Origin of the sequence: Streptomyces hydrogenans (genome assembly GCF_014656075.1) — a bacterium.
In the GTDB taxonomy this organism is placed as follows: Bacteria; Actinomycetota; Actinomycetes; order Streptomycetales; family Streptomycetaceae; genus Streptomyces; species Streptomyces hydrogenans.
The window spans coordinates 72,235-97,666 of the sequence record NZ_BNBS01000013.1; the positions used below are offsets into that span (position 1 = coordinate 72,235).

The window sequence follows — 25,432 nt, forward strand, 5'->3', positions numbered from 1 at the left end:
TGGGGGAGCGGCACGGCGGCGCCCGACCTGGTGTGGTGGGCGCCGCCGTGGCCGTCAGGTACGTACCGATGTGGACTGCTGAAAGCTAGGACAACTGTTGTGTGCTGTACACAACTTGAGCAAGAGTCATCTCTTCCGGGAGGGTGAACGCGGCCGACTCGGCCGGTAATCACCCCTGGGTGGCCGTTAGTTGACGGCGGAGTGCCAGTTCTGCGAGAAGACCTTGCCGGCGTCGGGGGCGAGGACGCCCGGGGCGTAGAGGCCGGTGAGGTGGGTCTGGGTGTCGTTCAGGGTGAGCTTGTTCTTCCCGGAGGCGGCGGGCAGGCCGGTCTTGAGGTTGACCGCCCCGTCGATGATGCCGAACCAGCCGAGGCCGCAGCCGCTGGCGCCGGGGACGGCGAAGGTGTCGTCGTACTGGGTGGAGCCGAGGAGGTTGAGGCGGCTCAGGTCGCCCTCCTCGTTCGCGGAGCCGTCGCCGTTGAACCGCTCGACGCCGAACTCGGGGGCGTCGAGGTTGCGCGGGCGCAGCAGGATCGGGTTCGCCTTGGTCCCGATGTAGCAGTTGTCGCCGAGGAACGGGTTCTGCAGCCGGATGCGGACCGGGATGGTCACGATCGGCTGGTCGGTGAGGACGCCCGCGATCTGGTCGAAGGCGGACGGGGTGCCGACCGACTCCATGGTGGCGGTGATCTTGTTGAGCTTGGCGTCCGACAGCTGGCGGCAGATGTCGGTGATGAAGGGGATGTCGCTGGGGCACATCAGCCCCATCAGCCCGCCGGGAACGGTGGCGGAGTCGGCGATGAGCGCGCCGCCGGCGGGTGCGACGACGGTGTTGGTGCCGTCGGCGTTCTGCACGACGCCGATCTGGAGGTTGGTCTTCCCGGTGGGCACGGTGGTGTTGCCCAGCTTGATGGAGCCGCTGAGGGAGTACGAGACGACGCACTGCGGCGAGGTGTCGAGGCCGTCCGAGGCGAGCATCGGGCCGGCGTCGACGGGACAGCGGGTCGACGGCCCCCAGCCGCCGTTCAGCACCGGGGTGGCCGCGGTCGCGGTGCCCATGGAGGCGAAGGCGCCGAGCGCGGTGAGGGCGGAGACGGTGGCGAGCTTGGTGCGGGCGGAGACGAGGGGCATGGCGGGTGCCTTCCTGGGAGACGGGGGTGAGGGGTGGGGCGGGTCAGCGCTCGGGCTTGGGGATCTGGCGGGGCTGGCGGTCCTCGGTGCACAGCTCCGCCGGGGCTTCGGGGACGCCCACGGAGCAGACGGGGCTCTGGATCTGCTTGATGTAGTTGCCGGGGCCGGAGATGGCGGCGGTGAGGAGCCGGTCGATGTTCTCGCCGTCGGCGCCGCAGCCCGTGAAGGCCGGGATGAACGCCTCGCCGGTGAGCGGGCCTCCGTCGAGGACGAGGTAGCCCTTGGAGTCCTGGCCGTACTCGTACTCACCCCGGCCCACCAGCACCAGGTGGTCCCCCGGGTACTTGTCGGGCTCGGGTTCGACGGACTTCAGGGGTGACTCCGTGCGGCAGGACGGGCCGACCTCCAGCGGGGTGCCGTTCACCTCGGCGTCGAGGACGCGCAGCACGACGGGGACGCGGACGTGGGCCAGCGCGGTGTTGACGGGGAAGGTGAGGGCCATGTCGCCCCGCATGGTCAGCGGCCCCACCTGCTCCAGGATCACGGTCGCCGTGGTCGGGACGAACCCGAAGGTCAGGAAGGTGGCCTTGAACGGCGGGGTCTGCCGGCGCCCCTGGTAGGAGAGGCCGCCCTCGGCGGGGGTGATGACGTGGAAGGCGTCGGGCCGTTCCACGAACTCGATGAGGCCCTGTTCGACCTGGATGCAGCTGAGCGGGATGAGGTTGGCGCCGTTCAGCTTCCGCACGTTGGAGTAGCCGACGATGTACGCCGACAGCGACGCGGGGGTCGGCTTCTCGGTGACGCACGGCGGGGCGTCCGGGCGGGGCTCCGGGGTGCCGGGCGCCTCCTCGTCCGCCGCCGGGCCCGCGTCCGTCCGCGGGCCGACCAGCGGTCCCCGCGGCGTCCCGCTCGGCGCGCCCTCCGCGGTCCGCGGCTTCGCGGGTGCCGTCCGGTCCGTCGGGAGCGACGGCCGGGGGAGGCCGGTGACGGGGGCGGACGGGGACGGGACGGTCGGGGACGGGGGCGGCGTGCCGGGCTCCCCGGTGGGGACCGCCGCGCCGACCGGCACCGCGGCCAGCCGCGCACGGCCCTCCGGGTCGTCGCCGGGGACGCAGGTGACGGCCAGGGACGGCGGGTCGGTGGCCGCGCCGTCGGCGCCGGCCGGGGCGAGGTCGACGGCGAACGCCCCCGCGGTGAGCGTCATCTCGCCCGCGGTGTCGGTCGTCAGGGAGGGCACGTCACCGGTCGTGGTGAGGGTGAGGGGGCCTTCGGTGGGCACGGGGACGGGCTGGGCCGTGCCGTTCCAGACGGCCTCCGCGCGCTGCTCGTTCTGGGCCACGGCGACCGTGAGCCGGGACTCGGCCCGTACGGTGGCGGCCTTGAGCGCGACGAGGTCGGCGACGGCCGCCGGGGGGAGCTCCACCGTCGTGGTGACGTCGGTGGGCCGGATCTCCTCGCCCACGGCCGCCCGTTCGGGGAAGGCCGCCGTGATCCGCACCGTCGCGGGCCGCTCTCCCGAGGGCAGGGCACAGACGTAGGGCAGCGCCGCGTCGACCTTCAGCGTCCCGGCTGCGACGGCCGCGGCCGGGAGCAGGGGGGCGAGCGCCACGAACGCGGCGATCGTCGCCCCGCGCGCGCGGGTGCGGGGGGATCGTGGGGTGGGCCGTGGGCCTCTCATCTGGTGCTCCGCTCGGGGTCGTTCGCGAACGCGGACAGACCCGCGTCCGTCCGGCCGATGGCTCCGGCCGGACGGACGCGGGGTGCTGATTCCTTACGGGTTGGAGCCGACGATCTTCGGGATGGTGGTGGTGCCGGCCACCTTCACCAGGTAGTCGCCCTTGAAGATCGGCTTGGCGCCGACCGGGACGGCACCGCCGCAGTTGGTGGCCGAGACGACGGTGAGCTCGCCGGAGGTGCTGCTGACGGCGAGCTTGCCCGTCGAGTTGGTGTAGGTGCCGGACGCCTTGCCCGTGACGCGGAAGTTGCAGGCGCCCGCGGTGACGGTGGCGTCGACGTTGTCGATGTAGCCCTTCGAGACGCCGGTCGCGGCGGTGTAGTCGAACACCTTCACGGCCCACGGCAGGGTCGGGGTGGCGACGACGGTGCCGAGCACGCTGGTGCAGGGGACGCCGGGGGCGCCGAAGACCATGGTGCTGATGGAGCCGACGGTCGCCGGGTTGCCGGTGGCGCTCTGCATCGTGCCGGCGGCGTTCGACTTCGTACACGTCATGGCGATGCCGTTGACGCTCAGCACGATGTTCCCGCTGTTGAGGGCGGTGAAGTTGGCCGGGGACGGGGTGACGGTCCAGACCGTGGAGGCCACCGCGGAGGCGGGGCTCACGGCGAGGGCGAACGCGGCGGAGGCGGCTCCCGCGACGACGGCCAGGTTTCTGATCGGCTTCTTCATGGCTCTGGGGTTCTCCTTGGGGATTGACCGGCAGAGGGTGCTTCGGTGGGGGTGCTGCGACGGGGCCTGACGTGGCCGGCGACCCGGCCGTCCTCCCGCCGCGAAACCAGACGTTACTTGCGGGAAACTTAGCCGAACAATGGCGCGAACCATGATTCTTTGAAGACGGCTTATTGCCTGTCAAGAGGGTGAGCGGTGGCGGGAATGCGCTTGGTTCCGGAGTGCGCATTGTCGACAATTCTGATCGATCAGCCGAGGTCGGGCGAGGGGGCCGCCGTCCATCGGAGTCCATTTCGCCGGACGGTGACAATCCCTCGCCGAGAATTGTCTCCGTCCTGATAAGGAGGGTGGTGTTCGGCCCTGTTCCGCGAAAACTCCGGATCCGGTATTGCCCCGCGAGGTTACTCGGCCGTAGCGTTCCCGGGAGTCGACGCTCAGTCGCAGGTCGGCGCCCCATTCTGTCGCGACGGAGACAAGAACGGCCGCCGACTTTGTCTTCGTGGTGACAAACGCGGAAGCGGATCAATGATTTTGCGCCACAGCTATTGTCCGGGTGATCCAGAACGGCCTACCGTGCGCCCGCGGCGCACGCGCCACGCACGCTTGCTGGAGGTGGGATGGGAATCGAAGTAGTCGTTGAGGGACTGACCATGTCCTTCGGCAAGCAGAACATCTGGCAGGACGTGTCGCTGACCCTGCCGGCCGGAGAGGTGAGCGTCATGCTCGGCCCTTCCGGAACCGGAAAGACCGTTTTCCTGAAATCGCTCATCGGACTGCTCAAACCCCAGCGGGGCCGCGTCCTCATCAACGGCGTCGACATGGTCGGCGGGCGCGAACGGGACATCTACGAGACCCGGAAGCTCTTCGGCCTGATGTTCCAGGACGGCGCGCTCTTCGGCTCCATGACCCTCTTCGACAACATCGCCTTCCCGCTCCGCGAGCACACCCGCAAGCGCGAGTCCGAGATCCGGCGCGTCGTCATGGAGCGCATCGAACTCGTCGGCCTGCTGGGCGCCGAGGGCAAGCTCCCGGGCGAGATCAGCGGCGGCATGCGCAAGCGCGCCGGCCTCGCCCGCGCGCTCGTCCTCGACCCGCAGATCGTCCTGTGCGACGAACCGGACTCCGGACTGGACCCGGTCCGCACCGCGTACCTCTCCCAGCTGCTGATCGACCTCAACGCGCGGATCGACGCGACGATGCTGATCGTCACCCACAACCTCGACATCGCCGCCACCGTCCCCGACAACATGGGGATGTTCTTCCGGCGCGAACTCGTCACCTTCGGACCCCGCGAGGTGCTCCTCACCAGCGACGAACCGGTCGTCACCCAGTTCCTCGCCGGCCGCCGCGAAGGCCCCATCGGCATGTCCGAGGAGAAGGACGCCGCCACGCTCGCCGCCGAGGCCGACAGCGCCCCCGCCCGTCCCGCGGACGCGCCCCGGGTCATCGTCCCCCAGCTGGAGCCCTCGCCCGGACTGCCGCCGCGCGCGGCCGTGATCCGCCGCCGCGAACGCGTCCTCGGCATGCTGGACACGCTGCCGCCGGCCGCCCGCGCCGCCATCGAGGACACCTACGCGCGCCACGCCACCGCGCCGACCGTCCCCATGCCGTCCGCCGGGGGCGGCGCGTGATCGGCGGGGCGCTGCGGCAGACCGGCCGGCTCTTCGCGCTCGCCGCCGAGGTGAGCCGGGCGGTCTTCCGCAGGCCCTTCCAGTTCCGGGAGTTCGTCGAGCAGTTCTGGTTCGTCGCCAGTGTCACCATCCTGCCGGCCGCCCTCGTCTCCATCCCGTTCGGCGCCGTGATCGCCCTCCAGGTCGGCTCGCTCACCCAGCAGTTGGGCGCACAGTCCTTCACCGGCGGCGCCTCCGTCCTCGCCGTGATCCAGCAGGCCAGCCCGCTCATCGTGGCCCTGCTGATCTCCGGCGCGGCGGGCTCCGCCATCTGCGCCGACCTCGGCTCCCGCAAGATCCGCGAGGAGCTGGACGCCATGGAGGTCATGGGCGTCTCGCCCGTCCAGCGCCTCGTCGTCCCCCGCGTCCTCGCCACCATGGCCGTCGCCGTGCTCCTCAACGGCATGGTCTCGGTCGTCGGCACCCTCGGCGGCTACTTCTTCAACATCGTCCTCCAGGGCGGCACGCCCGGCGCGTACCTCTCCAGCTTCTCCGCCCTCGCCCAGCTGCCCGACCTGTACATCAGCGAACTCAAGGCACTGATCTTCGGGTTCATCGCCGGCATCGTCGCCGCCTACCGGGGCCTCAACCCGCGCGGCGGCCCCAAGGGCGTCGGCGACGCCGTCAACCAGGCCGTCGTCATCACCTTCATGCTGCTGTTCTTCGTGAACATGGTGCTGACGGGCCTCTACCTCCAGATCGTCCCGCCGAAGGGAGGCTGAGACGATGGCCTCCCCGCTCGCCTGGCTCGACCGCTCCGGCGACCAGCTGCTGTTCTACGTGAGGGCCCTGCTCTGGGTCCCGAGGACCCTGCGCCGCTACCTCAAGGAGGTGCAGCGGCTGCTCGCCGAGGTCGCCTTCGGCTCCGGCGGACTCGGCGTCGTCGGCGGCACCGTCGGCGTCATGATCGCGATGACGCTCTTCACCGGGACCGTCGTCGGACTCCAGGGCCACGCCGCCCTCGAACAGATCGGCACCGCCGCCTTCACCGGCTTCGTCTCCGCCTACTTCAACACCCGCGAGATCGCCCCGCTCGTCGCCGGCCTCGCCCTCTCCGCGACCGTCGGCGCCGGCTTCACGGCCCAGCTCGGCGCGATGCGGATCAACGAGGAGGTCGACGCCCTCGAAGGCATGGGCATCCGCTCCATGCCGTACCTGGTGACCACCCGCATCATCGCGGGCGTCGTCGCCATCGTCCCGCTGTACGCGATCGGCCTGCTCTCCTCCTACCTGGCCTCCCGCACGGTCACCGTCTTCTTCAACGGCCAGTCCCAGGGGACGTACGACCACTACTTCAACCTGTTCCTGTCCCCGACGGACGTCCTGCTGTCGATGCTGAAGGTGCTGATCTTCAGCGTGATGGTGATCGTCGCGCACTGCTACTACGGCTTCCGCGCCTCCGGCGGTCCCGCCGGCGTCGGCATCGCGGTCGGCCGGTCCGTGCGCAACGCCATCGTGCTGATCAGCGTCACCGACTTCTTCCTGTCGCTCGCCATCTGGGGCGCGACCACGACCGTGAAGGTGGCGGGGTGAGATGAACGCTCCCACAGGCAACGCTCCACACGGCCGGACCCTGCGCCGCCGGTCCGCCGGCGTCGTCTTCCTGCTGGTCCCCGCCCTGCTGGCCTGGCTCGCGGTCGCCGTCTACGAGAAGAAGTTCACCGACTCCGACCCGATCACCGTCGAGACCGGCAGCGTCGGCAACGAGATGCACCTCGGCGCCGAGGTGAAGCTCCGCGGCGTCGTCATCGGCGAGGTCCGCGCCATCGACGCCACCGAGACCGGCGCCCGGCTCACCCTCGCCATGCGGCCCGGCACCCTGGAGCACGTCCCCTCCGACGTCCGGGCGCAGATGCTGCCGACCACGCTCTTCGGCGAGCGCTTCGTGGCCCTCGTACCGCCGGGGAACGCGTCCTCGCGGCCCCTCGGGCCCGGCGCCGTCATCCCCGAGGACCGCTCCGGCAACGCCGTCGAACTCCAGCAGGTCCTCGACAACCTGCTGCCGATGCTCACCGCCGTCCAGCCGCAGAAACTGTCCGCCACCCTGTCGGCCGTCTCCCAGGCCCTCGAAGGCCGCGGCGAGAAGCTCGGCGACACCCTCGCCCGGCTCGACGGCCACCTCAAGCGGTTCAACCCCCACCTGCCCGCCCTCACCCGGGATCTCAAGGAACTCGTGAAGGTCAGCCACCTCTACGCGGACGCCGCCCCGGACATCCTCACGGCGCTCACCGACTTCACCACCACCAGCGGCACCCTCGCCGAGAAGGAGGCGGCGCTCTCCGGCACCCTCGGCGCCACCACCCGGACCGCCCAGGACCTGACCGCCTTCCTGCGGAAGAACAAGGACACCGTCATCCGGCTCAGCGCCACCGGCCGGCCCACCCTGGAGCTGCTCTCCACGTACTCCTCGTCCTTCCCCTGCACCCTGCGCACCCTCGCCCAGTTCGTGCCCGCCATGGACAAGGCGCTCGGCAAGGGCACGAAGCGGCCGGGACTCCACGTGAACGTCACCACCGTGCCCTCGCGCGGCGGGTACGTCCCCGGCCGGGACGCCCCGAGGTACGGCTCCGGCGGCGGCCCCCGCTGCTACCCCGTGCCCTACCTGGGAGTCCCCGCCGCCCCCGCCGTCCGCGCGTCCGCCGCGGCCGACCAGGACCTCGGCCCCGCCAACTCCCCGCAGGAGAACGACCTCGTCACCGAACTCCTCGCCCCCGCCGCCGACAAGCGGCCCGGGGACCTGCCCGACTGGAGCAGCCTGCTCGCGGGCCCGGCCTTCCGCGGAGCGGAGGTGACCCTCCGATGACGACGGACAGGTCGACGGACAAGTCGACGGACGACACGACGGACACGACGGCGGGGCCCGAGAAGCGGGAGCGGCGGGCGAGGCGATCGGACCTGAGCCACACCCGGCGCCGCGGACTCACCGGCACCGTCCTCAAGTCCCTCGCGTTCGTCCTGGTCACGGCCGTGGCCACCACCGTGCTCGGCTTCAGCATCGCCAACACCGGAGTCGGCGCCGCCACCCACTCGTACAAGGCGCTCTTCACCGACGTCACCGGCCTCGTCGCCGGCGACTCGGTGCGCATCGCGGGCGTGAAGGTCGGCGAGGTGACCGACGTACGGGTCGTCGACCGGCGCACCGCCCAGGTCACCTTCTCGGTCCGCGAGGACCGCGTCCTGCCCCGCTCCGCCACCGCCGGAGTGAAGTACCTCAACATGGTCGGGCAGCGGTACGTGTCCCTCGGCCGCGGCAGCGGCGAACTCAGCGGCACCCTGACGGACGGCGAGACCATCCCGCTCGACCGCACCACCCCCGCCCTCGACCTGACGCTGCTCTTCAACGGCTTCAAGCCGCTCTTCGAGGGACTCTCGCCCGCCGACGTCAACGACCTCGCCGGCTCCCTCGTCCAGGTCCTCCAGGGCGAGAGCGGGACCGTCGACAGCCTGCTGCGCCACATCGGCTCCCTCACCAGCACCGTCGCCGCCAAGGACAAGGTCATCGGCGACGTCGTCACCCACCTCAACACCGTCCTCACCACCCTCAACGACCGCGAGGCCGGCTTCGAGGACCTCGTCGTCACCCTCCAGAAGCTCGTCACCGGCTTCAACACCGACCGCAAACCCCTCGGCGAGGCCGTCGCCGCCATGGGCGACCTCACCACCACGACCGCCGGACTCCTCCAGGACGGACGCGCCCCCCTCAAGAAGGACATCCGCGAACTGGGCCGGCTCTCCGGCACCCTCGGCGACCACACCCCCCGCCTGGAGGAGTTCCTCGCGAACACCCCCGGCAAGCTGACCGCCCTGGCCCGCCTCTCCTCGTACGGCTCGTGGTTCAACCTCTACCTCTGCGAGGCGCGCGTGAGCGGCGTGAAGACCTCCGACGGCTCCAAGCCGCCGACCGGCATCGCCGTGACGGAACCGAGGTGCCGCGGATGAGCCCCCTCGGCCGGATCAAGCCGGTGAAGGAACGCAACCCCATCGCGGTGGCCCTCGTCGGACTCGTCCTGCTCGGCCTCCTCGCCGCCCTCGCCTACAACGTCGAACGCCTCCCGATCGTCGGTGACGGCACCGCCTACAGCGCCGACTTCTCCGAGGCCGCCGGGCTCGACTCCGGCGACGAGGTGCGGATCGCCGGCGTCAAGGTCGGCGAGGTCACCGGCGTCACCCTCGACGGGCCCAAGGTCAAGGTGACCTTCGAGGTCGGCGACGCCTGGGTCGGGGACCGGTCCACCGCCGCCATCGCCATCAAGACCCTCCTCGGCGAGAAGTACCTCGCCCTCGACCCGCTGGGCTCCGCCCGCCAGGACCCCGGGACCCGCATCCCGCTCTCCCGGACCACGTCCCCGTACGACGTCACCCAGGCGTTCCAGGACCTCAGCGGCACCATCGACGACATCGACACCGCCCGGCTCGCCGAAAGCTTCCGGACCATCTCCGACACCTTCAAGGACTCGCCGCCGCACGTGCGCAGCGCCGCCGACGGCCTGTCCGAACTGTCGAAGACCGTCTCCAAGCGCGACACCGAACTCGCCCGCCTCCTGAAGAACAGCGACCGCTTCACCAAGACCCTCAAGAACAAGAAGTCCAGCTTCGAGGTGCTCCTGGAGGACGGCGGCTCCCTGCTCGGAGAACTCCAGAAGCGCCGCGACGCCATCCGGGCCCTGCTCAAGGGCAGCCGGGCGCTCGGCACCGAACTCAGCGGCCTCGTCGACGACAACGACCGCCAGCTCGGCCCGACCCTCAAGGCCCTCGGCCGGGTCACCGGCGTCCTGGAGAAGAACAGCGGGCAGCTCGACAAGACCCTCGCGCTCGTCGGCCCCTACTACCGGCTCGTCGGCAACACCCTCGGCACCGGCCGCTGGTTCGACAGCTACCTGTGCGGCGTGGTGCCCCGCGACTACCTGCCCGCGGGCTCCCAGCCCGCCACCGGATGCATGCCGCCCAAGCAGAAGGCCACGGCGAAGGGGAGCGGTGCACGATGACCAGGACCAGAACACCCCTCGTCGCCGGCCTCGCGCTCGCGGTCCTCGCCGCCTGCGGCCTGGTCACCGTCCGCGCCCTCGACGAGGACGGCATCCGCGTCACCGCCTGGTTCGACCGGGCCGTCGGCATCTACGCCGGATCCGACCTGCGGGTCCTCGGCGTCCGCGTCGGAGAGGTCGAGTCCGTGGAGCCCCGGGGCACCCGCGTCCGCGTCGCGCTCCGCCTCGACGAGGGCGTCCAGGTCCCCGCCGACGCCCGCGCCCTCGTCGTCGCCCCCAGCATCGTCGCCGACCGGTACGTGCAGCTCAGCCCCGCCTACAGCTCCGGCCCCGCCCTCGGCGACGGCGCCGAACTCCCCGCCTCCCGCAACCGCGTTCCCGTCGAGATCGACCAGCTGTACGCCTCGATCACCGACCTGAGCGAGGCGCTCGGCCCGAACGGCGCCAACTCCGCCGGGGCGCTCTCCGCCCTCCTCGACACCGGCGCGAAGAACCTCAAGGGCAACGGCGCCGCCATCGGCACCTCCATCGACCGGTTCGGGAAGGCCGCCAAGACCCTCGACGGCAGCAGCGAGAACCTCTTCGCCACCCTCGGCCAGCTCCAGACCTTCACCACCATGCTCAAGGAGAAGGACGGCTCCGTCCGCACCGCCCAGGAACGCCTCGACGAGGTCGTCGGCTACTTCGCCGAGAACAAGGACGACCTCGCCGGCGCCCTCAAGGAACTCGGCCGGGCCCTCGCCCAGGTGAAGACCTTCATCAAGGACCACCGCGGCGAACTCAAGAAGAACGTCGACCGGCTCGTCCCCCTCACCCAGACCCTCGTCGACCAGCGCGCCTCCCTCGCCGAGGCCCTCGACGTCGCCCCCCTCGCCGCAGGCAACCTCGTCAACGCCTACGACCCGTCCACCCGCACCGTCGACGGCCGCGCCAACCTCAACGAGATCAGCATGGGCGGCCCGCTGCTCCCGCTCCCCGTCACCGGAGCCGCCGCCGGCGGCACCGGCCCCAGCGCCGGACCGTCGGCCACCACCGCACAGGAGGACCGGTGAGACGCCCCCGCCTGCCCTCGGCCCGGGCCGCCGGAGCCGGTGCCGCCGGCGTCGTCGCGCTCGGCCTCGGCCTGGCCGTCGCCCTCGGCGCCCTGCCCTCGGTCCCCGTCCGCTTCGACGGCATCGAGGACCTGCCGCTGCCCGGCGGCGCCGACCTCGGCGCCCACCCCTACACCGTCACCGCCGAGATCGCCGACGTCCTCAGCCTGGTGCCCCAGTCCGCGGTCAAGGTCAACGACGTCGCCGTCGGCCGCGTCACCGCCATCGAACTCGACCCCGCCACCTGGTCCGCCCGCGTCACCCTGAAGATCAACGGAGACGTCCGGCTGCCCGCCGACACCGGCGCTCGGGTGGAGCAGTCCAGCCTCCTCGGCGAGAAGTACGTCCAGCTGGTCGCCCCGGCCCCGAGCGCCCCCGCCACCGGATCCGTCCGCCAGGCCGCCGCCCCCCGGGACACCGGCGCCCGCCTCACCGACGGCAGCGTCATCCCGCTGAACCGCACCAACCGCAACACCGAGGTCGAGGAGGTGTTCGGCGCCCTCTCCCTCCTGCTCAACGGCGGCGGCGTCAACCAGCTCAAGACCATCACCCGCGAACTGAACGCGGCGCTCGGCGGACGCGAACCCGAGGTCCGCTCCATGCTCAGGCGGGTGAACACCCTGGTGACCACCCTGGACACGCACCGCGGCGACATCACCCGCGCCCTCGACGGCCTCAACCGGCTCTCCACCACCCTCGCCGGCCGCAAGAAGGACGTGGACACGATCCTCACCGACCTCTCGCCCGGCCTCAAGACGCTGGAGAACCAACGCGGTTCGCTGCTCACCATGCTCCGCGCCCTCGACACCCTCTCCGGCGTCGCCGTCTCCACCGTCGAGGCGAGCAAGAAGGACATGATCGCCGACCTCAAGGCCCTCGCCCCGACCCTGACCGCCCTCGCCGACGCCGGCGCCGACCTGCCGGACTCGCTCCAGGTCCTGCTCACCTACCCCTTCACCGACGAGGTCATGAAGGGCATCAAGGGCGACTACCTCAACACCTACCTGTACCTCGCCGCCGAATCCGGCACCGAGGTCATCCCGCCGCTCGTCCCGAAGCCGGACCCCACCCCGACGCCCACGCCGACCCCGACGGACCCGAACGCGCCCGCCGGGCAGCGCCAGGGCGCCGACGGCACCGCCGGGCACCCGCGATCGCCCCTGCCCCTGCCCCCGGTCCGGACGGCCCCCCCGTCCGGACCGGGCACCACCCCGACGGCCGGAGGCGAGCACCGGTGATCACCCGTTCCGTACGGCTCAAGAACCTCGCGTTCCTCGTCATCGCCGTCACCGTCCTCGCCTTCGTCGGCATCCGCTACGCCGACCTCGGCCGGTTCGCCGGAGTCGCCGACCACTACACGGTGCGCGTCCACCTCGCCCGCACCGGCGGCCTGTTCACCCACTCCGACGTCACCTACCGGGGCGTCTCGGTCGGCCGGGTCGGGGCCATCGACCTGACCGCCGACGGCGTCGTCGCCGAGCTGCGCATCAAGAAGTCGGCCCCGCGGATCCCCGCCGACGCGCAGGCCGTCGTCGCCGGGCTCTCCGCCGTCGGCGAGCAGTACATCGACCTGCGCCCGGACAGCGACGGCGCACCCTTCCTCGCGGACGGCGCCCGCATCGAGCAGTCCGACACCCAGGTCCCGGCCCCGGTCACCGACGTGCTCAGCAGCATGGACGACCTGACCCGCTCCGTCCCCCTGGACTCGCTCCGCACGGTCGTCGACGAGCTGGGCAAGGCGTTCGAGGGCCACGGCGACGACCTCCAGGTCCTCCTCGACAGCGGCAGCGCCTTCGTCCAGGCCGCCGACCGGTCCCTCCCGGCCACCACCCGCCTCATCGCGGACGGCGAGGTCGTCCTGCGGACCCAGGCCGACGAGAGCCGCGCCATCCGCGACTTCGCCAGCGGCGCCCGCGAACTCTCCGCCACCCTCAAGGGCTCCGACGCCGACCTGCGCCGGCTCCTCACCGTCACCCCGGACGCCGCCGGCCAGGTCAGCGGCCTCCTCGACGACCTCGACCCCAGCCTGAGCGTCGTCCTCGCCAACCTCCTCACCACCTCCGAGATCGCGCTCACCCGGCAGCGCGGCATCGAGGAACTCCTCGTGAAGTACCCGGCGGCCGTCTCGGCCGGCGCCACCGCCGTCGACGGCGGTCGCCTCAACATCGGCCTGGCCGTCACCTTCTTCAAGCCGCTGCCCTGCACCTCCGGCTACGGCGGCACGCGCTACCGCAACGGCCTCGACCTCGGCACCGCACCCGCCCTCAACACCGGCGCCGCCTGCACCAGCACGGCCGGCTCCGGGGTCAACGTCCGCGGCTCCGCGCACGCCCCGAAGGGCGACGCCGCCGTGCCCGCCCCGGCCCGCCTCGGCACGCTCCTCCCCGGCGCCCCGCACCGGACGGCCGGAGCGAAGCCGACGCTGCCCGGCGCACTCGCCCTGCCGGGCCAGACCACCGGCCCGACGGACATGGCGGGCCTCCTCGGCCTCCGGACCGGGAGCACCCGATGAAGCGGACCCGGTACCTCTCCGCCGCCGCGCTCGCCGTCGCCCTCGGCTTCTGCGCCACCGGCGCCTGGACCTACGCCCAGGCCCGCACCGACCAGGAGCTGGCCTTCGGCCGCGAGCGGGACACCGCCCTCGCCGAGGGCAGGCAGCGCCTCACCGTCCTCAACACCCTGGACGCCTCCACCCGCGAGCGCGCGCAGGCGGGCATCCAGGCGTGGCGCGACGCGTCGACCGGCCCGCTCCGCACCGAACTGGGCCGCACCGAGCCCGCGGTGGGAGCCTCCGCCCGCGCGACCGTCACCGAGGCGGCCCTCGTCTCCCTCGACGCGCGCGCCGGCACGGCGAAGCTCATCGCGACCGTCCGGGTCGACGTCACCCCGAAGGGCAGCGGCGCCGCCACCACCGACCGCAAGCGCCTGGAGGCCGTCCTGAACCGCACCGGCGAGCACACCTGGCAGGTGGCGGCGCTCAGCGCGGTCCCCGTCGCCGCGACCGAGGAAGGCGGCGACGAGTGACCCGAACGCTCCCGACCCCCGAGACCGAACCCGAGCCCGAGACCGCGGCCGAGTCCCGGGCCGCGGCCGAGTCCCGGGCCGCCGAGGCCGAGCCCGAGACCGTCGCCGAGGCCGAGCCCGAGACCGTCGCCGAAGCCGAAGCCGAAGCCGAAGCCGAAGCCGAAGCCGAAGCCGAAGCCGAAGGCGCCGGTGGGGACGGATCCGACGACGACAGCGGCGCCGAAGCCGAGGCCGACGCCGAGCCCGGCGCCCGCCGTCCCGCCACCGCCCTCCGCCGCAGGGCCGCCCTCGCCACCGTCCTCGCCGTCCTCCTGCTCGGCGGCGGCGCGTTCTTCTACGGGGCCCACCAGCTCCGGTCGACGCCCTCGGCGCGGAACCAGGCGCTCACCGACGCCGCCGCGACGACCCGCGTCGGCGGCGACGTCGGCGAGGGCCTCGCCCGGATCTTCTCGTACACGCCGACCAGCGCCGACGCCGCCGAACGCAGCGCCGGGTCCGTGCTCGCCGGCCGCGCCGCCCGCCAGTACACCGACCTGTTCGCCCAGGTCCGCGAGAGCCTGGTCGAGCAGCGGATCACCCTCTCCACCCAGGCCGTCCGCACCGGCGTCATCGAGCTCGACGGGGACACCGCACGCCTCCTGGTCTTCCTCGACCAGGTCTCGCGCCGGGACAAGGGCGCCGCCACTGCCGCGGCGGCCCAGCTCACCGTCACCGCGCGGTTCCAGGACGACCGCTGGCTGATCACCGACATCAAGGCCCGCTGACCATGAGCGGGAGACGGGAGCACCCCATGACACGCGCGGTCCGCACTCCGGCCGGCTCCCGGCCGGCCCTGGCCGCGGCCCTCGTGCTCACCCTCGTCGCGGGCGGCTTCGCGGCCTGGACCGGTCAGGGCTGGTACGCCGCGGCCCACGACGACACCGCCGCCTACGCCGCCGAACGCGACCGGGCGCTCGCCGCGGGGGAGCAGGCCGTGCAGAACCTCAACACGCTCGACCACCGGCAGGTCGACCGGGGGCTCGACCTCTGGGAGTCCTCCACGACCGGCGAGCTGCACGAGCAACTCGTCGACGGGCGCGAGGAGTTCGCCGGGCAGGTGAAGGCGGCGAAGACGGTGACGACGGCGCGGGTGCTGTCCGGCGCCGTCACCGAACTCGACGAGCGCTCGGGGCGGGCCCGGCTGCTCGTCGCGCTCCGGGTCACCGTCACGACGCCGGACAACAAGAGCACCGACAAGGACAGCCGCATGCTGGGCGAACTCACCCGCGCCGACGGCCGGTGGAAGCTCAGCGGTCTGGGGCAGGCCCCGGTGGGAGGCACGGCGACCGGCTGACGCCGGGCCGTCCCGCGAGAGCCGCCCGCACCCGAAAGGACACCGCACCATGCCGACGCCCCGCCACCACCTCAACCGCGAGCGCCGCCGCCAGGCCCGCGCCGACCAGCCGGTCGCCGACCCCGCGTCCCCCGTCGGCCTCCTGACCGAGCCCGCACCGCCGACGCGACGGCGAACGGCGGCGAAGCCCGTACAGGAGAAGCAGGAGAAGCAGGAGAAGCGCGAGAGGCTGGAGAAGCGGGAGCCGCGGGACGAGGAGCACGCGCAGGGGGAGGAGGCGGCCTCCCGGCCGCGCCACCGCGTCCCCCTCCTCGTCCTGTGCGTCCTGACCCTGCTGCTCGGCGGCTTCGCCGGGTGGGCGCAGAGCAGGACGGGCGAGCTGCGCGACGACCCGGCGCGCGCGAACACGGCCCTCACCGACCCGGCCCGCACCAGCGAGATCAAGGGGCAGACGGCCGTGGCGGTCGCCGCCCTCTTCTCGTACGACCACACGGACGCCGCCGCCTTCGAGCGGGCCGGGAAGGCCTTCCTCACCGGAAAGGCCGTCGAGCAGCACCGGACGCTCTTCGCCGGGGTGCTGGCCCAGGCCGCCGCGCAGAAGTCGGTGATCACGACGACCGTCACCGACAGCGCGGTCGAGCGGATCGACGGCGACCGTGCCCGCGTGCTGGTCTACGCGGACCAGAGCAGCGTGAGCACGGCCGGCCCCGCGAAGCCGAAGGCGGGCCGGGCGCAGCCGAAGGCGCAGGACCAGGGGGTCTACGCGGGCGCGATGTTCGCGGTGGACGTCGTGCTGCGCGACGGGACCTGGCTGGTCGAGGGCATCGACACCTTCGGCCGCTGAGCGGCTCAGCCCTCCCGGGTCGCGACGAGGACGGTCGCGTACCGCTCCTCGCAGGTCTCGAACCGCGGCGTCAGTCCGTGCGCGGCGACGGCGTCTGCCGCGGCGCCGGTCTGCCGCTCGCTGGTCTCGACGAAGAGCCGCCCGCCCGGCGCCAGCCAGGCGGGCGCCTCGGCGGCCACCCGGCGCAGCACGTCGAGGCCGTCGGCGCCGCCGTCGAGGGCGACGAGCGGTTCGTGCTCGCGTGCCTCGGGCGGCAGCAGGCCGACCTCCTCGGTCGGTACGTAGGGCACGTTGGCGACGAGGATCTCCACCCGGCCCCGCAGACCGTCCGGCAGGGGTGCGAAGAGGTCGCCCTCGTGGACGTGGCCGCCGCGCGGCTCGACGTTCCGGCGGGCGCAGCGGACGGCGGCGGGCTCGATGTCCGCGGCGTGGACGCGCGCCCCGGGGACGGCCGACAGCAGGACCGCGCCGGCGGCGCCGGAGCCGCAGCACAGGTCGACGCAGAGCGCGCCGGGCGCGGCGAGCGCGACGGCCTGTTCGACGAGGAACTCGGTGCGGCGCCGGGGCACGAAGACGCCGGTGTCGACGGCGATCCGCAGCCCGCCGAACTCGGCCCAGCCGACGACGTGTTCCAGCGGGAAGCCGGCGGCCCGGCGATCGACGAGCACATCGAGCGCGGCCTCGTCGTGGGCGGCGGAGAAGAGGAGTTCCGCCTCGTCCTCGGCGAAGACGCAGCCGGCGGCGCGGAGCCGGGAGACGGTGGTGGAGCGGAGGGATACAGAGGGGTCGAGCGACATGAGGGACCTTCCGGGAAGCCGTGAGGAGGCTCCCGCGGCCGCTACGACCGGGTCGGTGAGACGGCCGCCGAGGGGGAGCTTCCTGCCTGCGTGGTGCGGATCGAACCCACCTCCTCCGGTTGCCGTGTGCAGAGCCCGATGATCATACCCCAGGGCCGGCGCCGGGCGGCTGCCCGGCGCCGTGCCCGCGAGGGGCCTCAGACGAGGAGCGCCTCGATGGCGGCGACGACCTCGGCGGCCTCCGGCTCGGTGCGCGGACGGAAGCGGGTGACGGTGCCGTCGGCGGAGATCAGGAACTTCTCGAAGTTCCACTGCACGTCACCGGCCTCGCCGTCGGCGTCCGCGACCCGCGTCAGCTCGGAGTACAGCGGGTGACGGCCGTCACCGTTGACCTCGGCCTTCTCCAGGAGCGGGAAGGTCACGCCGTACGTCGTCGAGCAGAAGGACTGGATCTCCTCTGCCGAGCCCGGCTCCTGCCCCAGGAACTGGTTGCACGGCACGCCGACCACGGTGAGCCCGCGCTCCCCGTACGCCTTCTGCAGCCGCTCCAGGCCCTCGTACTGCGGCGTGAGACCGCACTTGGACGCCACGTTCACGACCAGCACGGCCTTGTCCCGGTAGTCGGCCAGGGAGACCGGCTCGCCGGCCAGGTTCTTCAGCGGGATGTCGTACAGACTCATGGGGGGAGCTCCTCGTCGAGACTAAGGCGTAGATGACAACATGAGTGAAGAACACCTGGCAATCACGGTCGATTCCGCCCCCGGCGCGTCGCGGCGCCTCGTCCGCTGCCGTCTCTGCGGCCGTCCCCTCACCGGCGCCGACTCCCGCCGCACGGGCCTCGGCCCCACCTGCGACGCCAAGCTCCACCCTCCGGCCCCCGACATCCGCACCCGCCGCCACGAGGTCGAGCAGGATCCACTGCCGGGCCTGGGCCCCTCAGCCGGCTGAGGCGATCAGCTCCTCGTAGGCCGCCTCCCGCTCCTCCTCCCCGAGCGCCAGCAGCGCGACCTTCCGGAGGAGCAGCGGGTCGGGGTGCCCGGCGAGCCGGGCCGGGGCGTGCTCGACGAGCCAGGCGCGGAGCGCGTCGAGGAGCGACTCGTCCGCCGGCCAGCCGATGACGTAGTCCCAGAGCAGGTCATCGGTCCAGCGGTCCGCGAAGTCCGCCAGGTGCCGGTCCTCGACGCCGCCCCGGGGCGCGGCGGCCCACACGTCGAGCAGCGGGGCGACCGCCTGGTGGAAGTCCACGGACAGCTCCCACACCGCGTTCACGTCCTGCGGCGGTGCCGGATCGGCGAGCGTCTCCCGCCACCACACGTCGAGGAAGCCCGCGATCGCGGCCGCCTGCTCGGCCGGCCACTCCCGCCAGGCGACCCGGCCGAGCCCGGTGGGCATGTATCCCATTTCGTCCGCCCTCCCGGCGGCGATACGGGCGAAGACCTCCGGCAGCAGCCGCCGGACCACCGCCGGATGGTCGGGGAAGTGGCTGGGCACCTCGTGGAAGAACGGCCCCAGCAGGCCGTCCCCCAGCGGCGCGCCCGGCACCGCCAGCAGCGCCAGATCCGCCTCTCCGTAGCAGTACGTGCACCCGTCGGCGGGGGCCGTCATGCCGCCGAAGACGGCGTCGACGCGGTGGAGGGCGGCGGTCAGTGCGGGAGAGGCCACGGCGTGGTCCTGACGGGGCTCCGTCCGGGGTGGCCCCGGCGAAGATCGCGACGATACCAGTCGGCAAAAGCGGTGGGCAGGGATTTCACGGTCCGTCAGGGTGGTCCGCGATGAGAGCGAAACCCGAGCCAGCCGAACGACCGGAGTCCTGACACCATGTCCACCCTGCGCGTGACCGCCGAAGTCCTCACCGTCCATCCCCACCCGAACGCCGACGCCCTCGAACTGGCGCAGGTCGGGCTCTACCGGGCCGTCGTCGCCAAGGGCGCCTATCGGACCGGCGACACCGCCGTCTACATCCCGGAGCAGGCCGTGCTGCCCGCCGGGCTCGTCGCCGAGCTGGGGCTGACCGGACGGCTGGCCGGGAAGGCGTCGGACCGGGTGAAGGCGGTGCGGCTGCGCGGGGAGCTGTCGCAGGGGATCGTCTGCAGGCCGGGCGCGCTCGACGGGGTGGACCTGGCGCGGGCCGCCGCCGAGGGGACCGACTTCGCGGAGGCGCTGGGGATCACCAAGTGGGTGCCGCCGATCCCGCCGACCATGAGCGGGGACGTGGCGGCGGCGCCCGACCTGCTGCCCTGGGTCGACATCGAGAACCTGCACCGGTACCCCGACATCTTCGAGCCCGGCGAGGCGGTCGTCCTCACGGAGAAGATCCACGGCACGGCCTGCCTGCTCACCCACGTCGCCGACGGCGGCCGGACGCACGTCTCCTCGAAGGGCTTCGGCGCCAAGGGGCTCGCGCTCCAGGAGGACCCGCGCAACCTGTACTGGCGGGCCGTCCACGCGCACGGCCTGCCCGCCGTCGCCGAGCGGCTCGCCGCCCGGCTCGGGGCGACCCGCGTCGGCTTCTTCGGGGAGGTGTACGGCTCCGGCGTCCAGGACCTGGCGTACGGCGCCGACGCCCGCCGCGAGGCCGTCGGCTACGCGCTGTTCGACGTGTCCGCCGAGATCGACGGACAGGTCCGCTGGCTGGACCCGGCCGCGGTCCTGGAGCCGGGCGAGGTCCCCCTCGTGCCCCGGCTGTACGAGGGCCCGTACGACCTCGGCACCGTCCTCGCCCACGCGAGCGGCGCCGAGACCGTCTCCGGGCGCTCCGCGCACCTCCGGGAGGGCGTCGTCGTGCGGCCGGCCGTCGAGCGGTACAGCCCGGTCACCGGCGGCCGGGCCGTCGCCAAGGCGGTCAGCCCCGCCTACCTGACCCGCAAGGGCGGCACCGAGTACGAGTGACCGGTCAGCCCAGGGAGCGGAACAGGCCCTCCTGGACCACCGAGACGAGCATCCGGCCCTCCCGGTCGTAGATCCGGCCCCGGGCCAGTCCCCGGCCGCCGGTCGCGACCGGGGACTCCTGCTCGTACAGGAACCACTCGTCGGCCCGGAAGGGGCGGTGGAACCACATCGCGTGGTCCAGGGACGCCATGTCGAAGCCGCGCGGGCCCCAGAGCGGCTCGACCGGGATCCGTACGGCGTCGAGCAGGGTCATGTCGGAGGCGTACGTGACCGCGCAGGTGTGCACCAGCGGGTCGTCGCCCAGCGGCCCGACCGCCCGCATCCACACCGCGCTGCGCGGGTCCGCGTCCTTGACCTCGTCCTTCGTCCAGCGCAGCCGGTCGACGTAGCGGATGTCGAAGGGCATCCGCCGCGCCATCCGCTCCATCGACTCCGGCAGCCCGCCGAGGTGGTCGCGGACCTCGTCCGCCAGCCTCGGCAGGCTCTCCGGGTCTACCAGGTGCCTCGGCGGCAGCTGGTGCTCGAAGCCCGCCTCCTCCGGGAGGTGGAAGGAGGCCGTCAGGTTGAAGATCGTCCGGCCCTCCTGCACGGCCGTGACCCGGCGGGTCGTGAACGACCGGCCGTCCCGGACCCGCTCCACCTGGTAGACGATCGGCACGCCCGGCCGGCCCGGCCGCAGGAAGTAGGCGTGCAGCGAGTGCACCGGACGGTCCGCGTCCACGGTCCGCCCGGCCGCCACCAGGGCCTGCCCGGCGACCTGCCCGCCGAAGACCCGTTGCAGCGACTCCTGCGGGCTGCGCCCGCGGAAGATGTTGACCTCGATCCGCTCCAGGTCGAGCAGGTCCACGAGCTTTTCGGCGGGATTGGTCACGAGCGTCCTCCTCGGGAAGGGTCTACAGCTGTCCGACCGACGTCACGCGGACTACCGCCCGGCCCTCCTCGTCGGAGGCCGCCAGGTCCACCTCCGCGCCGATGCCCCAGTCATGGTCGCCGTTCGGGTCGGCGAAGGTCTGCCGGACGCGCCACACGCCGTGCGCCGCGTCCTCCTCGATCGCGAGCAGCTTCGGGCCGCGCGCGTCGGGGCCGGTGCCCAGGTCGTCGTACTCGTCCCAGTACGCGTCCATCGCCTCGCCCCACGCGTCCGCGTCCCAGCCGGACTCGGCGTCCATCTCGCCCAGCTCGCCGACCTTGTCGAGCGCCGCCAGCTCCACCCGCCGGAACATCGCGTTGCGCACCAGGACCCGGAAGGCGCGCGCGTTGGCCGTGACCGGCTTGACCTGGTCGGCCTTCTCCTGCGCCTCCTCGGCCGTCTGGACCTCCGGGTTGGCCAGCTGCTCCCACTCGTCGAGCAGCGAGGAGTCGACCTGGCGCACCATCTCGCCGAGCCAGGCGATCAGGTCCTCCAGGTCGTCCGTCTTGAGGTCGTCCGGGATGGTGTGGTCGAGCGCCTTGTACGCGCTCGCCAGGTAGCGCAGCACGATGCCCTCGGTGCGCGCCAGCTCGTAGTGGGAGGTGAACTCCGTGAAGGTCATCGCCCGTTCGTACATGTCACGGATGACCGACTTCGGCGACACCGGGTGGTCGCCCACCCACGGGTGCGACTTCCGGTACACGTTGTACGCGTGCCAGAGCAGCTCCTCCAGCGGCTTCGGGTAGGAGACCTCCTGGAGCCGCTCCATCCGCTCCTCGTACTCGACGCCGTCCGCCTTCATCTGCCCGACGGCCTCCCCGCGCGCCTTGTTCTGCATGGCGGCGAGGATCTGGCGCGGGTCGTCGAGCGTCGACTCGACCACGGACACCATGTCGAGGGCGTACGAGGGGGACTCGGGGTCCAGCAGGTCGAAGGCGGCCAGCGCGAAGGTCGACAGCGGCTGGTTCAGCGCGAAGTCCTGCTGGAGGTCGACGGTGAGCCGGATGGTGCGGCCCTCCGCGTCCGGGGTGTCCAGCTGCTCCACCACACCGCCGTCGAGCAGCGAGCGGTAGATCGCGATGGCCCGGCGGATGTGCCGCAGCTGCGCCTTGCGCGGCTCGTGGTTGTCCTCCAGGAGCTTGCGCATCGCCTGGAAGGCGTCGCCGGGGCGGGCGATCACCGAGAGCAGCATGATGTTGGTGACCTTGAAGCGGGAGGTCAGCGGCTCCGGCTCGGCGGTCTGCAGCTTCTCGAAGGTGGTGTCGCTCCAGGCGACGAAGCCCTCGGGGGCCTTCTTGCGGACCACCTTGCGGCGCTTCTTCGGGTCGTCGCCCGCCTTCGCGAGCGCCTTCTCGTTCTCGATGACGTGCTCGGGCGCCTGCGCCACGACGAAGCCGGCGGTGTCGAAGCCGGCCCGGCCGGCCCGGCCGGCGATCTGGTGGAACTCGCGGGCCCGCAGGGTGCGGACCCGGTTGCCGTCGTACTTGGTGAGGGCGGTGAAGAGCACGGTGCGGATGGGCACGTTCACGCCGACGCCGAGGGTGTCGGTCCCGCAGATCACCTTCAGCAGACCCGCCTGGGCGAGCTTCTCGACGAGCCGCCGGTACTTCGGCAGCATGCCCGCGTGGTGCACACCGATGCCGTGCCGGACGTAGCGGGAGAGGTTCTGGCCGAACTTGGTGGTGAAGCGGAAGTTGCCGATCAGCTCGGCGATCTTGTCCTTCTCCTCGCGCGTGCACATGTTGATGCTCATCAGCGACTGCGCCCGCTCCACGGCCTGCGCCTGCGTGAAGTGCACGATGTAGACGGGCGCCTGCCTGGTCTCCAGGAGCTCGGTCAGCGTGTCGGTGATGGGCGTGAGCCGGTACTCGTACGAGAGCGGCACCGGCCGGGTCGCCGAACGGACCACCGAGGTGGGGCGGCCGGTGCGCCGGGTGAGGTCCTTCTCGAACATCGACACGTCGCCGAGCGTCGCCGACATGAGGACGAACTGCGCCTGGGGGAGTTCGAGCAGCGGGATCTGCCAGGCCCACCCCCGGTCCGCCTCGGCGTAGAAGTGGAACTCGTCCATGACGACCTGGCCGATGTCGGCGTCCTTGCCGTCGCGCAGCGCGATCGAGGCCAGCACCTCGGCCGTGCAGCAGATGACGGGCGCGTCCGCGTTCACGGAGGCGTCGCCGGTCAGCATGCCGACGTTCTCCGTGCCGAAGATCTTGCACAGGTCGAAGAACTTCTCCGACACCAGCGCCTTGATCGGCGCCGTGTAGAAGGTGACCTGGTCGTTCGCGAGCGCCGTGAAGTGCGCGCCGGCCGCCACCAGCGACTTCCCGGACCCCGTCGGGGTCGACAGGATGACGTTCGCCCCCGAGACCACCTCGATCAGCGCCTCCTCCTGCGCCGGGTAGAGCGAGATGCCGCGCTCCTCGGCCCAGGAGGAGAAGGCCTCGAAGAGGGCGTCGGGGTCGGCGGTCGGCGGCAGCTGATCGATAAGGGTCACGTCCCCATCTTGCCTGCATTCCGCTCGGATGAGGGAACCGGCTGTCGAACGCGAAGATCACTCCCGATAGGCTGCTCCGTCGACCGGCCGTCAACTCGGCGCCGGCAGGGGAGAAACGGGGCGGAACCGACCATGATGGGACCGGCGCACTCGCTGTCCGGAGCGGCGGCCTGGCTGGGCGTGGGAGCCGCCGCGGCCGCCTTCGACCACCCGATGCCCTGGCCGGTGCTGCTGGTCGGCGCGCTGCTGTGCGCGGGCGCGGCCCTAGCCCCCGACCTGGACCACAAGTCGGCCACCATCTCGCGCGCCTTCGGCCCGGTCTCCCGGGCCCTGTGCGAGATCGTCGACAAGCTGTCGTACGCCGTCTACAAGGCGACCCGCAGCCCCCAGGACCCGCGCCGCTCCGGCGGCCACCGCACCCTCACCCACACGTGGCTGTGGGCGGTCCTCATCGGCGGCGGCTGCTCGGTCGCGGCCGTCACCGGCGGGCGCTGGGCGGTCCTCGCGATCCTCTTCGTCCACCTCGTCCTCGCCGTCGAGGGGCTGCTGTGGCGGGCCGCCCGGATGTCCAGCGACGTCCTGGTGTGGCTGCTCGGCGCGACCAGCGCCTGGATCCTCGCCGGCGTCCTGGACCAGCCGGGCAACGGCGCGGATTGGCTCTTCACCGGCCCCGGCCAGGAGTACCTGTGGCTGGGCCTGCCGATCGTCCTGGGCGCCCTCGTCCACGACATCGGCGACGCCCTCACCGTCTCCGGCTGCCCGATCCTGTGGCCGATCCCCATCGGCCGCAAGCGCTGGTACCCGATCGGCCCGCCCAAGGGCATGCGCTTCCGGGCCGGCAGCTGGGTCGAGCTGAAGGTCCTCATGCCGGCCTTCATGCTCCTCGGCGGGGTCGGCGGAGCCTCGGCGCTCGGCTTCTTCTAGCCGTACGGACACGGGAAGGGGCCGCACCGGACATCCGGTGCGGCCCCTTCCCGTGCGGCGCCCCGTCCCGGGGATAACACGGTGTTATGGACGAACGGGATTACCCCGGTGTCCGGCGCGTGACGACCCTGGTTCCACCCACTCCCCCCCACAGGCGGCACGTCCGCGTGCCGTCGGAGACGAGGAACCTTGCGTACGCACCGCATATGGGCGTCCGCCGCCGCCGCGGCGCTCTCCGTGCTCGCCCTCTTCGCCCCCGCCGCCACCGCGGCGGAGGCTCCCGCCCGCGCCGGGGCCGCGGCCGTCCAGCCGATCATCGGCGGTGGCTACGCCCAGAGCGGCCCCTGGGCGGCCCGGCTGCTCTCCAACGGCAGGGAGACCTGTTCCGCGACGATCATCGCCCCCACCTGGATCCTGACGGCCAAGCACTGCGTCACCGGGGGCGGCCTCTCCTTCCGGATCGGCAGCCTGGACCAGCACAGCGGCGGCACCCTCGCCAACGGGGTCCAGACCTACACCCACAGCGCCGACCTCGCGCTGGTCCGCCTGGACCGCTCCGTGACGGCGACCTACGCCCGGCTCGGACAGCCCGGCTCCGTGACCGTCGGACAGAACGTCCAGGTCTACGGCTGGGGCGCCACCTCCCAGTGCGGCTCCGAGGCCACCTGTCAGTCCCGCTACCTGAAGGTCGCCAACGTGACGGTGACCGGAGGCTGCCGTGACGCGTACAGCGGCTCGGCGATCTGCGCCCGGCGCGGCGACGGCATCACCGCCGGCGGCGACTCCGGCGGCCCGATGATGGCGAACGGCGTCCAGGTCGGGGTGGCCTCCACCAGCGACCGCCAGACGACGACCGCCTACACCAACGTGACGGCCTACCGCTCCTGGATCCAGTCGGTCGCGGGGGTCTGACCTCCGCCGGTCCCGGGC

Annotated in this window: 25 protein-coding genes; 17 read left to right on the forward strand and 8 right to left on the reverse strand. The window is 72.5% G+C overall.

The window, feature by feature from the left end; translation table 11 throughout:
* Nucleotides 1-186: 186 nt before the first annotated feature.
* From IE321_RS08595 to IE321_RS08605, 3 genes are all read right to left on the reverse strand, one after another.
* Entirely contained in the window at nucleotides 187-1,131 is a 945-nt protein-coding gene (locus tag IE321_RS08595; RefSeq protein ID WP_043223431.1) for a hypothetical protein, read from the reverse strand.
* A 43-nt stretch (nucleotides 1,132-1,174) separates the two neighbouring features.
* Nucleotides 1,175-2,740: a DUF6801 domain-containing protein gene (locus IE321_RS08600; RefSeq protein WP_308076664.1), complete on the reverse strand. Its 1,566-nt coding sequence runs from the start codon at nucleotides 2,738-2,740 to the stop codon at nucleotides 1,175-1,177.
* A gap of 162 nt (nucleotides 2,741-2,902) precedes the next feature.
* Nucleotides 2,903-3,538: a PraA/PraB family alkane oxidation protein activator gene (locus IE321_RS08605; RefSeq protein ID WP_043223433.1), complete on the reverse strand. Its 636-nt coding sequence runs from the start codon at nucleotides 3,536-3,538 to the stop codon at nucleotides 2,903-2,905.
* Between the two features lie 617 nt (nucleotides 3,539-4,155).
* Between IE321_RS08605 and IE321_RS08610 the strand changes: the two genes are divergently transcribed.
* Genes IE321_RS08610 through IE321_RS08670 form a run of 13 tightly spaced genes read left to right on the forward strand, consistent with a single transcriptional unit; the run spans nucleotide 4,156 to nucleotide 16,485 of the window.
* Entirely contained in the window at nucleotides 4,156-5,169 is a 1,014-nt protein-coding gene (locus IE321_RS08610) for an ABC transporter ATP-binding protein (RefSeq protein ID WP_190222368.1), read from the forward strand.
* A complete protein-coding gene (locus IE321_RS08615; protein WP_043223435.1) occupies nucleotides 5,166-5,930 on the forward strand; it encodes an MlaE family ABC transporter permease in 765 nt (254 codons plus the stop codon). The genes IE321_RS08610 and IE321_RS08615 overlap by 4 nt, the downstream gene beginning before the upstream one ends.
* A 4-nt stretch (nucleotides 5,931-5,934) precedes the next feature.
* Complete coding sequence (locus tag IE321_RS08620; protein WP_043223436.1) at nucleotides 5,935-6,741, forward strand: MlaE family ABC transporter permease; 807 nt, start codon at nucleotides 5,935-5,937, stop codon at nucleotides 6,739-6,741.
* A 1-nt stretch (nucleotide 6,742) separates the two neighbouring features.
* Nucleotides 6,743-8,011, forward strand: a complete 1,269-nt coding sequence (locus tag IE321_RS08625) for an MCE family protein (RefSeq protein WP_190222369.1) — start codon at nucleotides 6,743-6,745, stop codon at nucleotides 8,009-8,011.
* Nucleotides 8,008-9,147: an MCE family protein gene (locus IE321_RS08630; protein WP_190222370.1), complete on the forward strand. Its 1,140-nt coding sequence runs from the start codon at nucleotides 8,008-8,010 to the stop codon at nucleotides 9,145-9,147. Before IE321_RS08625 ends, IE321_RS08630 begins: the two co-directional genes overlap by 4 nt.
* Nucleotides 9,144-10,193, forward strand: coding sequence for an MCE family protein (locus IE321_RS08635; RefSeq protein WP_043223544.1), 1,050 nt, complete (start codon nucleotides 9,144-9,146; stop codon nucleotides 10,191-10,193). Before IE321_RS08630 ends, IE321_RS08635 begins: the two co-directional genes overlap by 4 nt.
* Nucleotides 10,190-11,245: an MCE family protein gene (locus IE321_RS08640; RefSeq protein WP_190222371.1), complete on the forward strand. Its 1,056-nt coding sequence runs from the start codon at nucleotides 10,190-10,192 to the stop codon at nucleotides 11,243-11,245. Before IE321_RS08635 ends, IE321_RS08640 begins: the two co-directional genes overlap by 4 nt.
* Nucleotides 11,242-12,522 carry an MCE family protein gene (locus tag IE321_RS08645; protein WP_190222372.1) on the forward strand — a complete coding sequence of 427 codons (1,281 nt, stop codon included), beginning with the start codon at nucleotides 11,242-11,244 and terminating at the stop codon, nucleotides 12,520-12,522. Before IE321_RS08640 ends, IE321_RS08645 begins: the two co-directional genes overlap by 4 nt.
* Nucleotides 12,519-13,796 (forward strand): MlaD family protein, encoded by a 1,278-nt coding sequence (locus tag IE321_RS08650; protein WP_190222373.1) that lies wholly within the window; start codon nucleotides 12,519-12,521, stop codon nucleotides 13,794-13,796. The genes IE321_RS08645 and IE321_RS08650 overlap by 4 nt, the downstream gene beginning before the upstream one ends.
* Nucleotides 13,793-14,308 carry a hypothetical protein gene (locus IE321_RS08655; RefSeq protein ID WP_043223442.1) on the forward strand — a complete coding sequence of 172 codons (516 nt, stop codon included), beginning with the start codon at nucleotides 13,793-13,795 and terminating at the stop codon, nucleotides 14,306-14,308. Before IE321_RS08650 ends, IE321_RS08655 begins: the two co-directional genes overlap by 4 nt.
* On the forward strand, nucleotides 14,305-15,072 hold the full coding sequence (locus IE321_RS41905; protein ID WP_226651823.1) for a hypothetical protein: 768 nt from the start codon (nucleotides 14,305-14,307) through the stop codon (nucleotides 15,070-15,072). Before IE321_RS08655 ends, IE321_RS41905 begins: the two co-directional genes overlap by 4 nt.
* A gap of 26 nt (nucleotides 15,073-15,098) precedes the next feature.
* Nucleotides 15,099-15,641, forward strand: coding sequence for an Rv1363c family protein (locus IE321_RS08665; protein ID WP_190222374.1), 543 nt, complete (start codon nucleotides 15,099-15,101; stop codon nucleotides 15,639-15,641).
* A gap of 49 nt (nucleotides 15,642-15,690) precedes the next feature.
* Nucleotides 15,691-16,485 (forward strand): hypothetical protein, encoded by a 795-nt coding sequence (locus tag IE321_RS08670; protein WP_190222375.1) that lies wholly within the window; start codon nucleotides 15,691-15,693, stop codon nucleotides 16,483-16,485.
* A gap of 5 nt (nucleotides 16,486-16,490) precedes the next feature.
* Here the strand turns inward: IE321_RS08670 and IE321_RS08675 are convergent, their stop codons facing one another.
* Both IE321_RS08675 and IE321_RS08680 read right to left on the reverse strand, forming a co-directional pair.
* On the reverse strand, nucleotides 16,491-17,282 hold the full coding sequence (locus IE321_RS08675) for a putative protein N(5)-glutamine methyltransferase (RefSeq protein ID WP_190222376.1): 792 nt from the start codon (nucleotides 17,280-17,282) through the stop codon (nucleotides 16,491-16,493).
* Between the two features lie 197 nt (nucleotides 17,283-17,479).
* Nucleotides 17,480-17,962: a glutathione peroxidase gene (locus tag IE321_RS08680; RefSeq protein WP_190222377.1), complete on the reverse strand. Its 483-nt coding sequence runs from the start codon at nucleotides 17,960-17,962 to the stop codon at nucleotides 17,480-17,482.
* 40 nt (nucleotides 17,963-18,002) lie between these two features.
* On the opposite strand from IE321_RS08680, the gene IE321_RS08685 reads away from it, so the two are divergent.
* A complete protein-coding gene (locus IE321_RS08685; RefSeq protein ID WP_190222378.1) occupies nucleotides 18,003-18,230 on the forward strand; it encodes a DUF6011 domain-containing protein in 228 nt (75 codons plus the stop codon).
* Here the strand turns inward: IE321_RS08685 and IE321_RS08690 are convergent.
* Complete coding sequence (locus tag IE321_RS08690) at nucleotides 18,219-18,944, reverse strand: hypothetical protein (RefSeq protein WP_190222379.1); 726 nt, start codon at nucleotides 18,942-18,944, stop codon at nucleotides 18,219-18,221. The two genes, IE321_RS08685 and IE321_RS08690, sit on opposite strands and share 12 nt — an antisense overlap.
* A gap of 156 nt (nucleotides 18,945-19,100) precedes the next feature.
* Here IE321_RS08690 and IE321_RS08695 point away from each other — a divergent pair, with 156 nt between their 5' ends.
* The gene (locus IE321_RS08695; RefSeq protein WP_190222380.1) at nucleotides 19,101-20,171 is read left to right on the forward strand and encodes an RNA ligase (ATP); all 1,071 of its coding nucleotides are present in this window, start codon (nucleotides 19,101-19,103) and stop codon (nucleotides 20,169-20,171) included.
* A gap of 4 nt (nucleotides 20,172-20,175) precedes the next feature.
* Here the strand turns inward: IE321_RS08695 and IE321_RS08700 are convergent, their stop codons facing one another.
* Nucleotides 20,176-21,042, reverse strand: coding sequence for an acyl-CoA thioesterase (locus IE321_RS08700; RefSeq protein WP_190222381.1), 867 nt, complete (start codon nucleotides 21,040-21,042; stop codon nucleotides 20,176-20,178).
* 22 nt (nucleotides 21,043-21,064) lie between these two features.
* Nucleotides 21,065-23,578, reverse strand: coding sequence for a DEAD/DEAH box helicase (locus IE321_RS08705; RefSeq protein ID WP_190222382.1), 2,514 nt, complete (start codon nucleotides 23,576-23,578; stop codon nucleotides 21,065-21,067).
* Nucleotides 23,579-23,710: 132 nt separating this feature from the next.
* Between IE321_RS08705 and IE321_RS08710 the strand changes: the two genes are divergently transcribed.
* Nucleotides 23,711-24,502 (forward strand): metal-dependent hydrolase, encoded by a 792-nt coding sequence (locus IE321_RS08710; protein WP_043223462.1) that lies wholly within the window; start codon nucleotides 23,711-23,713, stop codon nucleotides 24,500-24,502.
* 189 nt (nucleotides 24,503-24,691) lie between these two features.
* Entirely contained in the window at nucleotides 24,692-25,414 is a 723-nt protein-coding gene (locus tag IE321_RS08715; protein WP_190222383.1) for a S1 family peptidase, read from the forward strand.
* The last annotated feature ends 18 nt before the right edge of the window (nucleotides 25,415-25,432 follow it).

Coding starts and splice junctions, on each gene's coding strand:
- IE321_RS08620 (WP_043223436.1), top strand. CDS start 5,935: ATGGCCTCCCCGCTCGCCTGGCTCGACCGCTCCGGCGACCAGCTGCTG.
- IE321_RS08655 (WP_043223442.1), top strand. CDS start 13,793: ATGAAGCGGACCCGGTACCTCTCCGCCGCCGCGCTCGCCGTCGCCCTC.
- IE321_RS08680 (WP_190222377.1), bottom strand. CDS start 17,962: ATGAGTCTGTACGACATCCCGCTGAAGAACCTGGCCGGCGAGCCGGTC.
- IE321_RS08670 (WP_190222375.1), top strand. CDS start 15,691: ATGCCGACGCCCCGCCACCACCTCAACCGCGAGCGCCGCCGCCAGGCC.
- IE321_RS08695 (WP_190222380.1), top strand. CDS start 19,101: ATGTCCACCCTGCGCGTGACCGCCGAAGTCCTCACCGTCCATCCCCAC.
- IE321_RS08710 (WP_043223462.1), top strand. CDS start 23,711: ATGATGGGACCGGCGCACTCGCTGTCCGGAGCGGCGGCCTGGCTGGGC.
- IE321_RS08685 (WP_190222378.1), top strand. CDS start 18,003: ATGAGTGAAGAACACCTGGCAATCACGGTCGATTCCGCCCCCGGCGCG.
- IE321_RS08640 (WP_190222371.1), top strand. CDS start 10,190: ATGACCAGGACCAGAACACCCCTCGTCGCCGGCCTCGCGCTCGCGGTC.
- IE321_RS08610 (WP_190222368.1), top strand. CDS start 4,156: ATGGGAATCGAAGTAGTCGTTGAGGGACTGACCATGTCCTTCGGCAAG.
- IE321_RS08605 (WP_043223433.1), bottom strand. CDS start 3,538: ATGAAGAAGCCGATCAGAAACCTGGCCGTCGTCGCGGGAGCCGCCTCC.
- IE321_RS08630 (WP_190222370.1), top strand. CDS start 8,008: ATGACGACGGACAGGTCGACGGACAAGTCGACGGACGACACGACGGAC.
- IE321_RS08635 (WP_043223544.1), top strand. CDS start 9,144: ATGAGCCCCCTCGGCCGGATCAAGCCGGTGAAGGAACGCAACCCCATC.
- IE321_RS08665 (WP_190222374.1), top strand. CDS start 15,099: ATGACACGCGCGGTCCGCACTCCGGCCGGCTCCCGGCCGGCCCTGGCC.
- IE321_RS08595 (WP_043223431.1), bottom strand. CDS start 1,131: ATGCCCCTCGTCTCCGCCCGCACCAAGCTCGCCACCGTCTCCGCCCTC.
- IE321_RS08675 (WP_190222376.1), bottom strand. CDS start 17,282: ATGTCGCTCGACCCCTCTGTATCCCTCCGCTCCACCACCGTCTCCCGG.
- IE321_RS08625 (WP_190222369.1), top strand. CDS start 6,743: ATGAACGCTCCCACAGGCAACGCTCCACACGGCCGGACCCTGCGCCGC.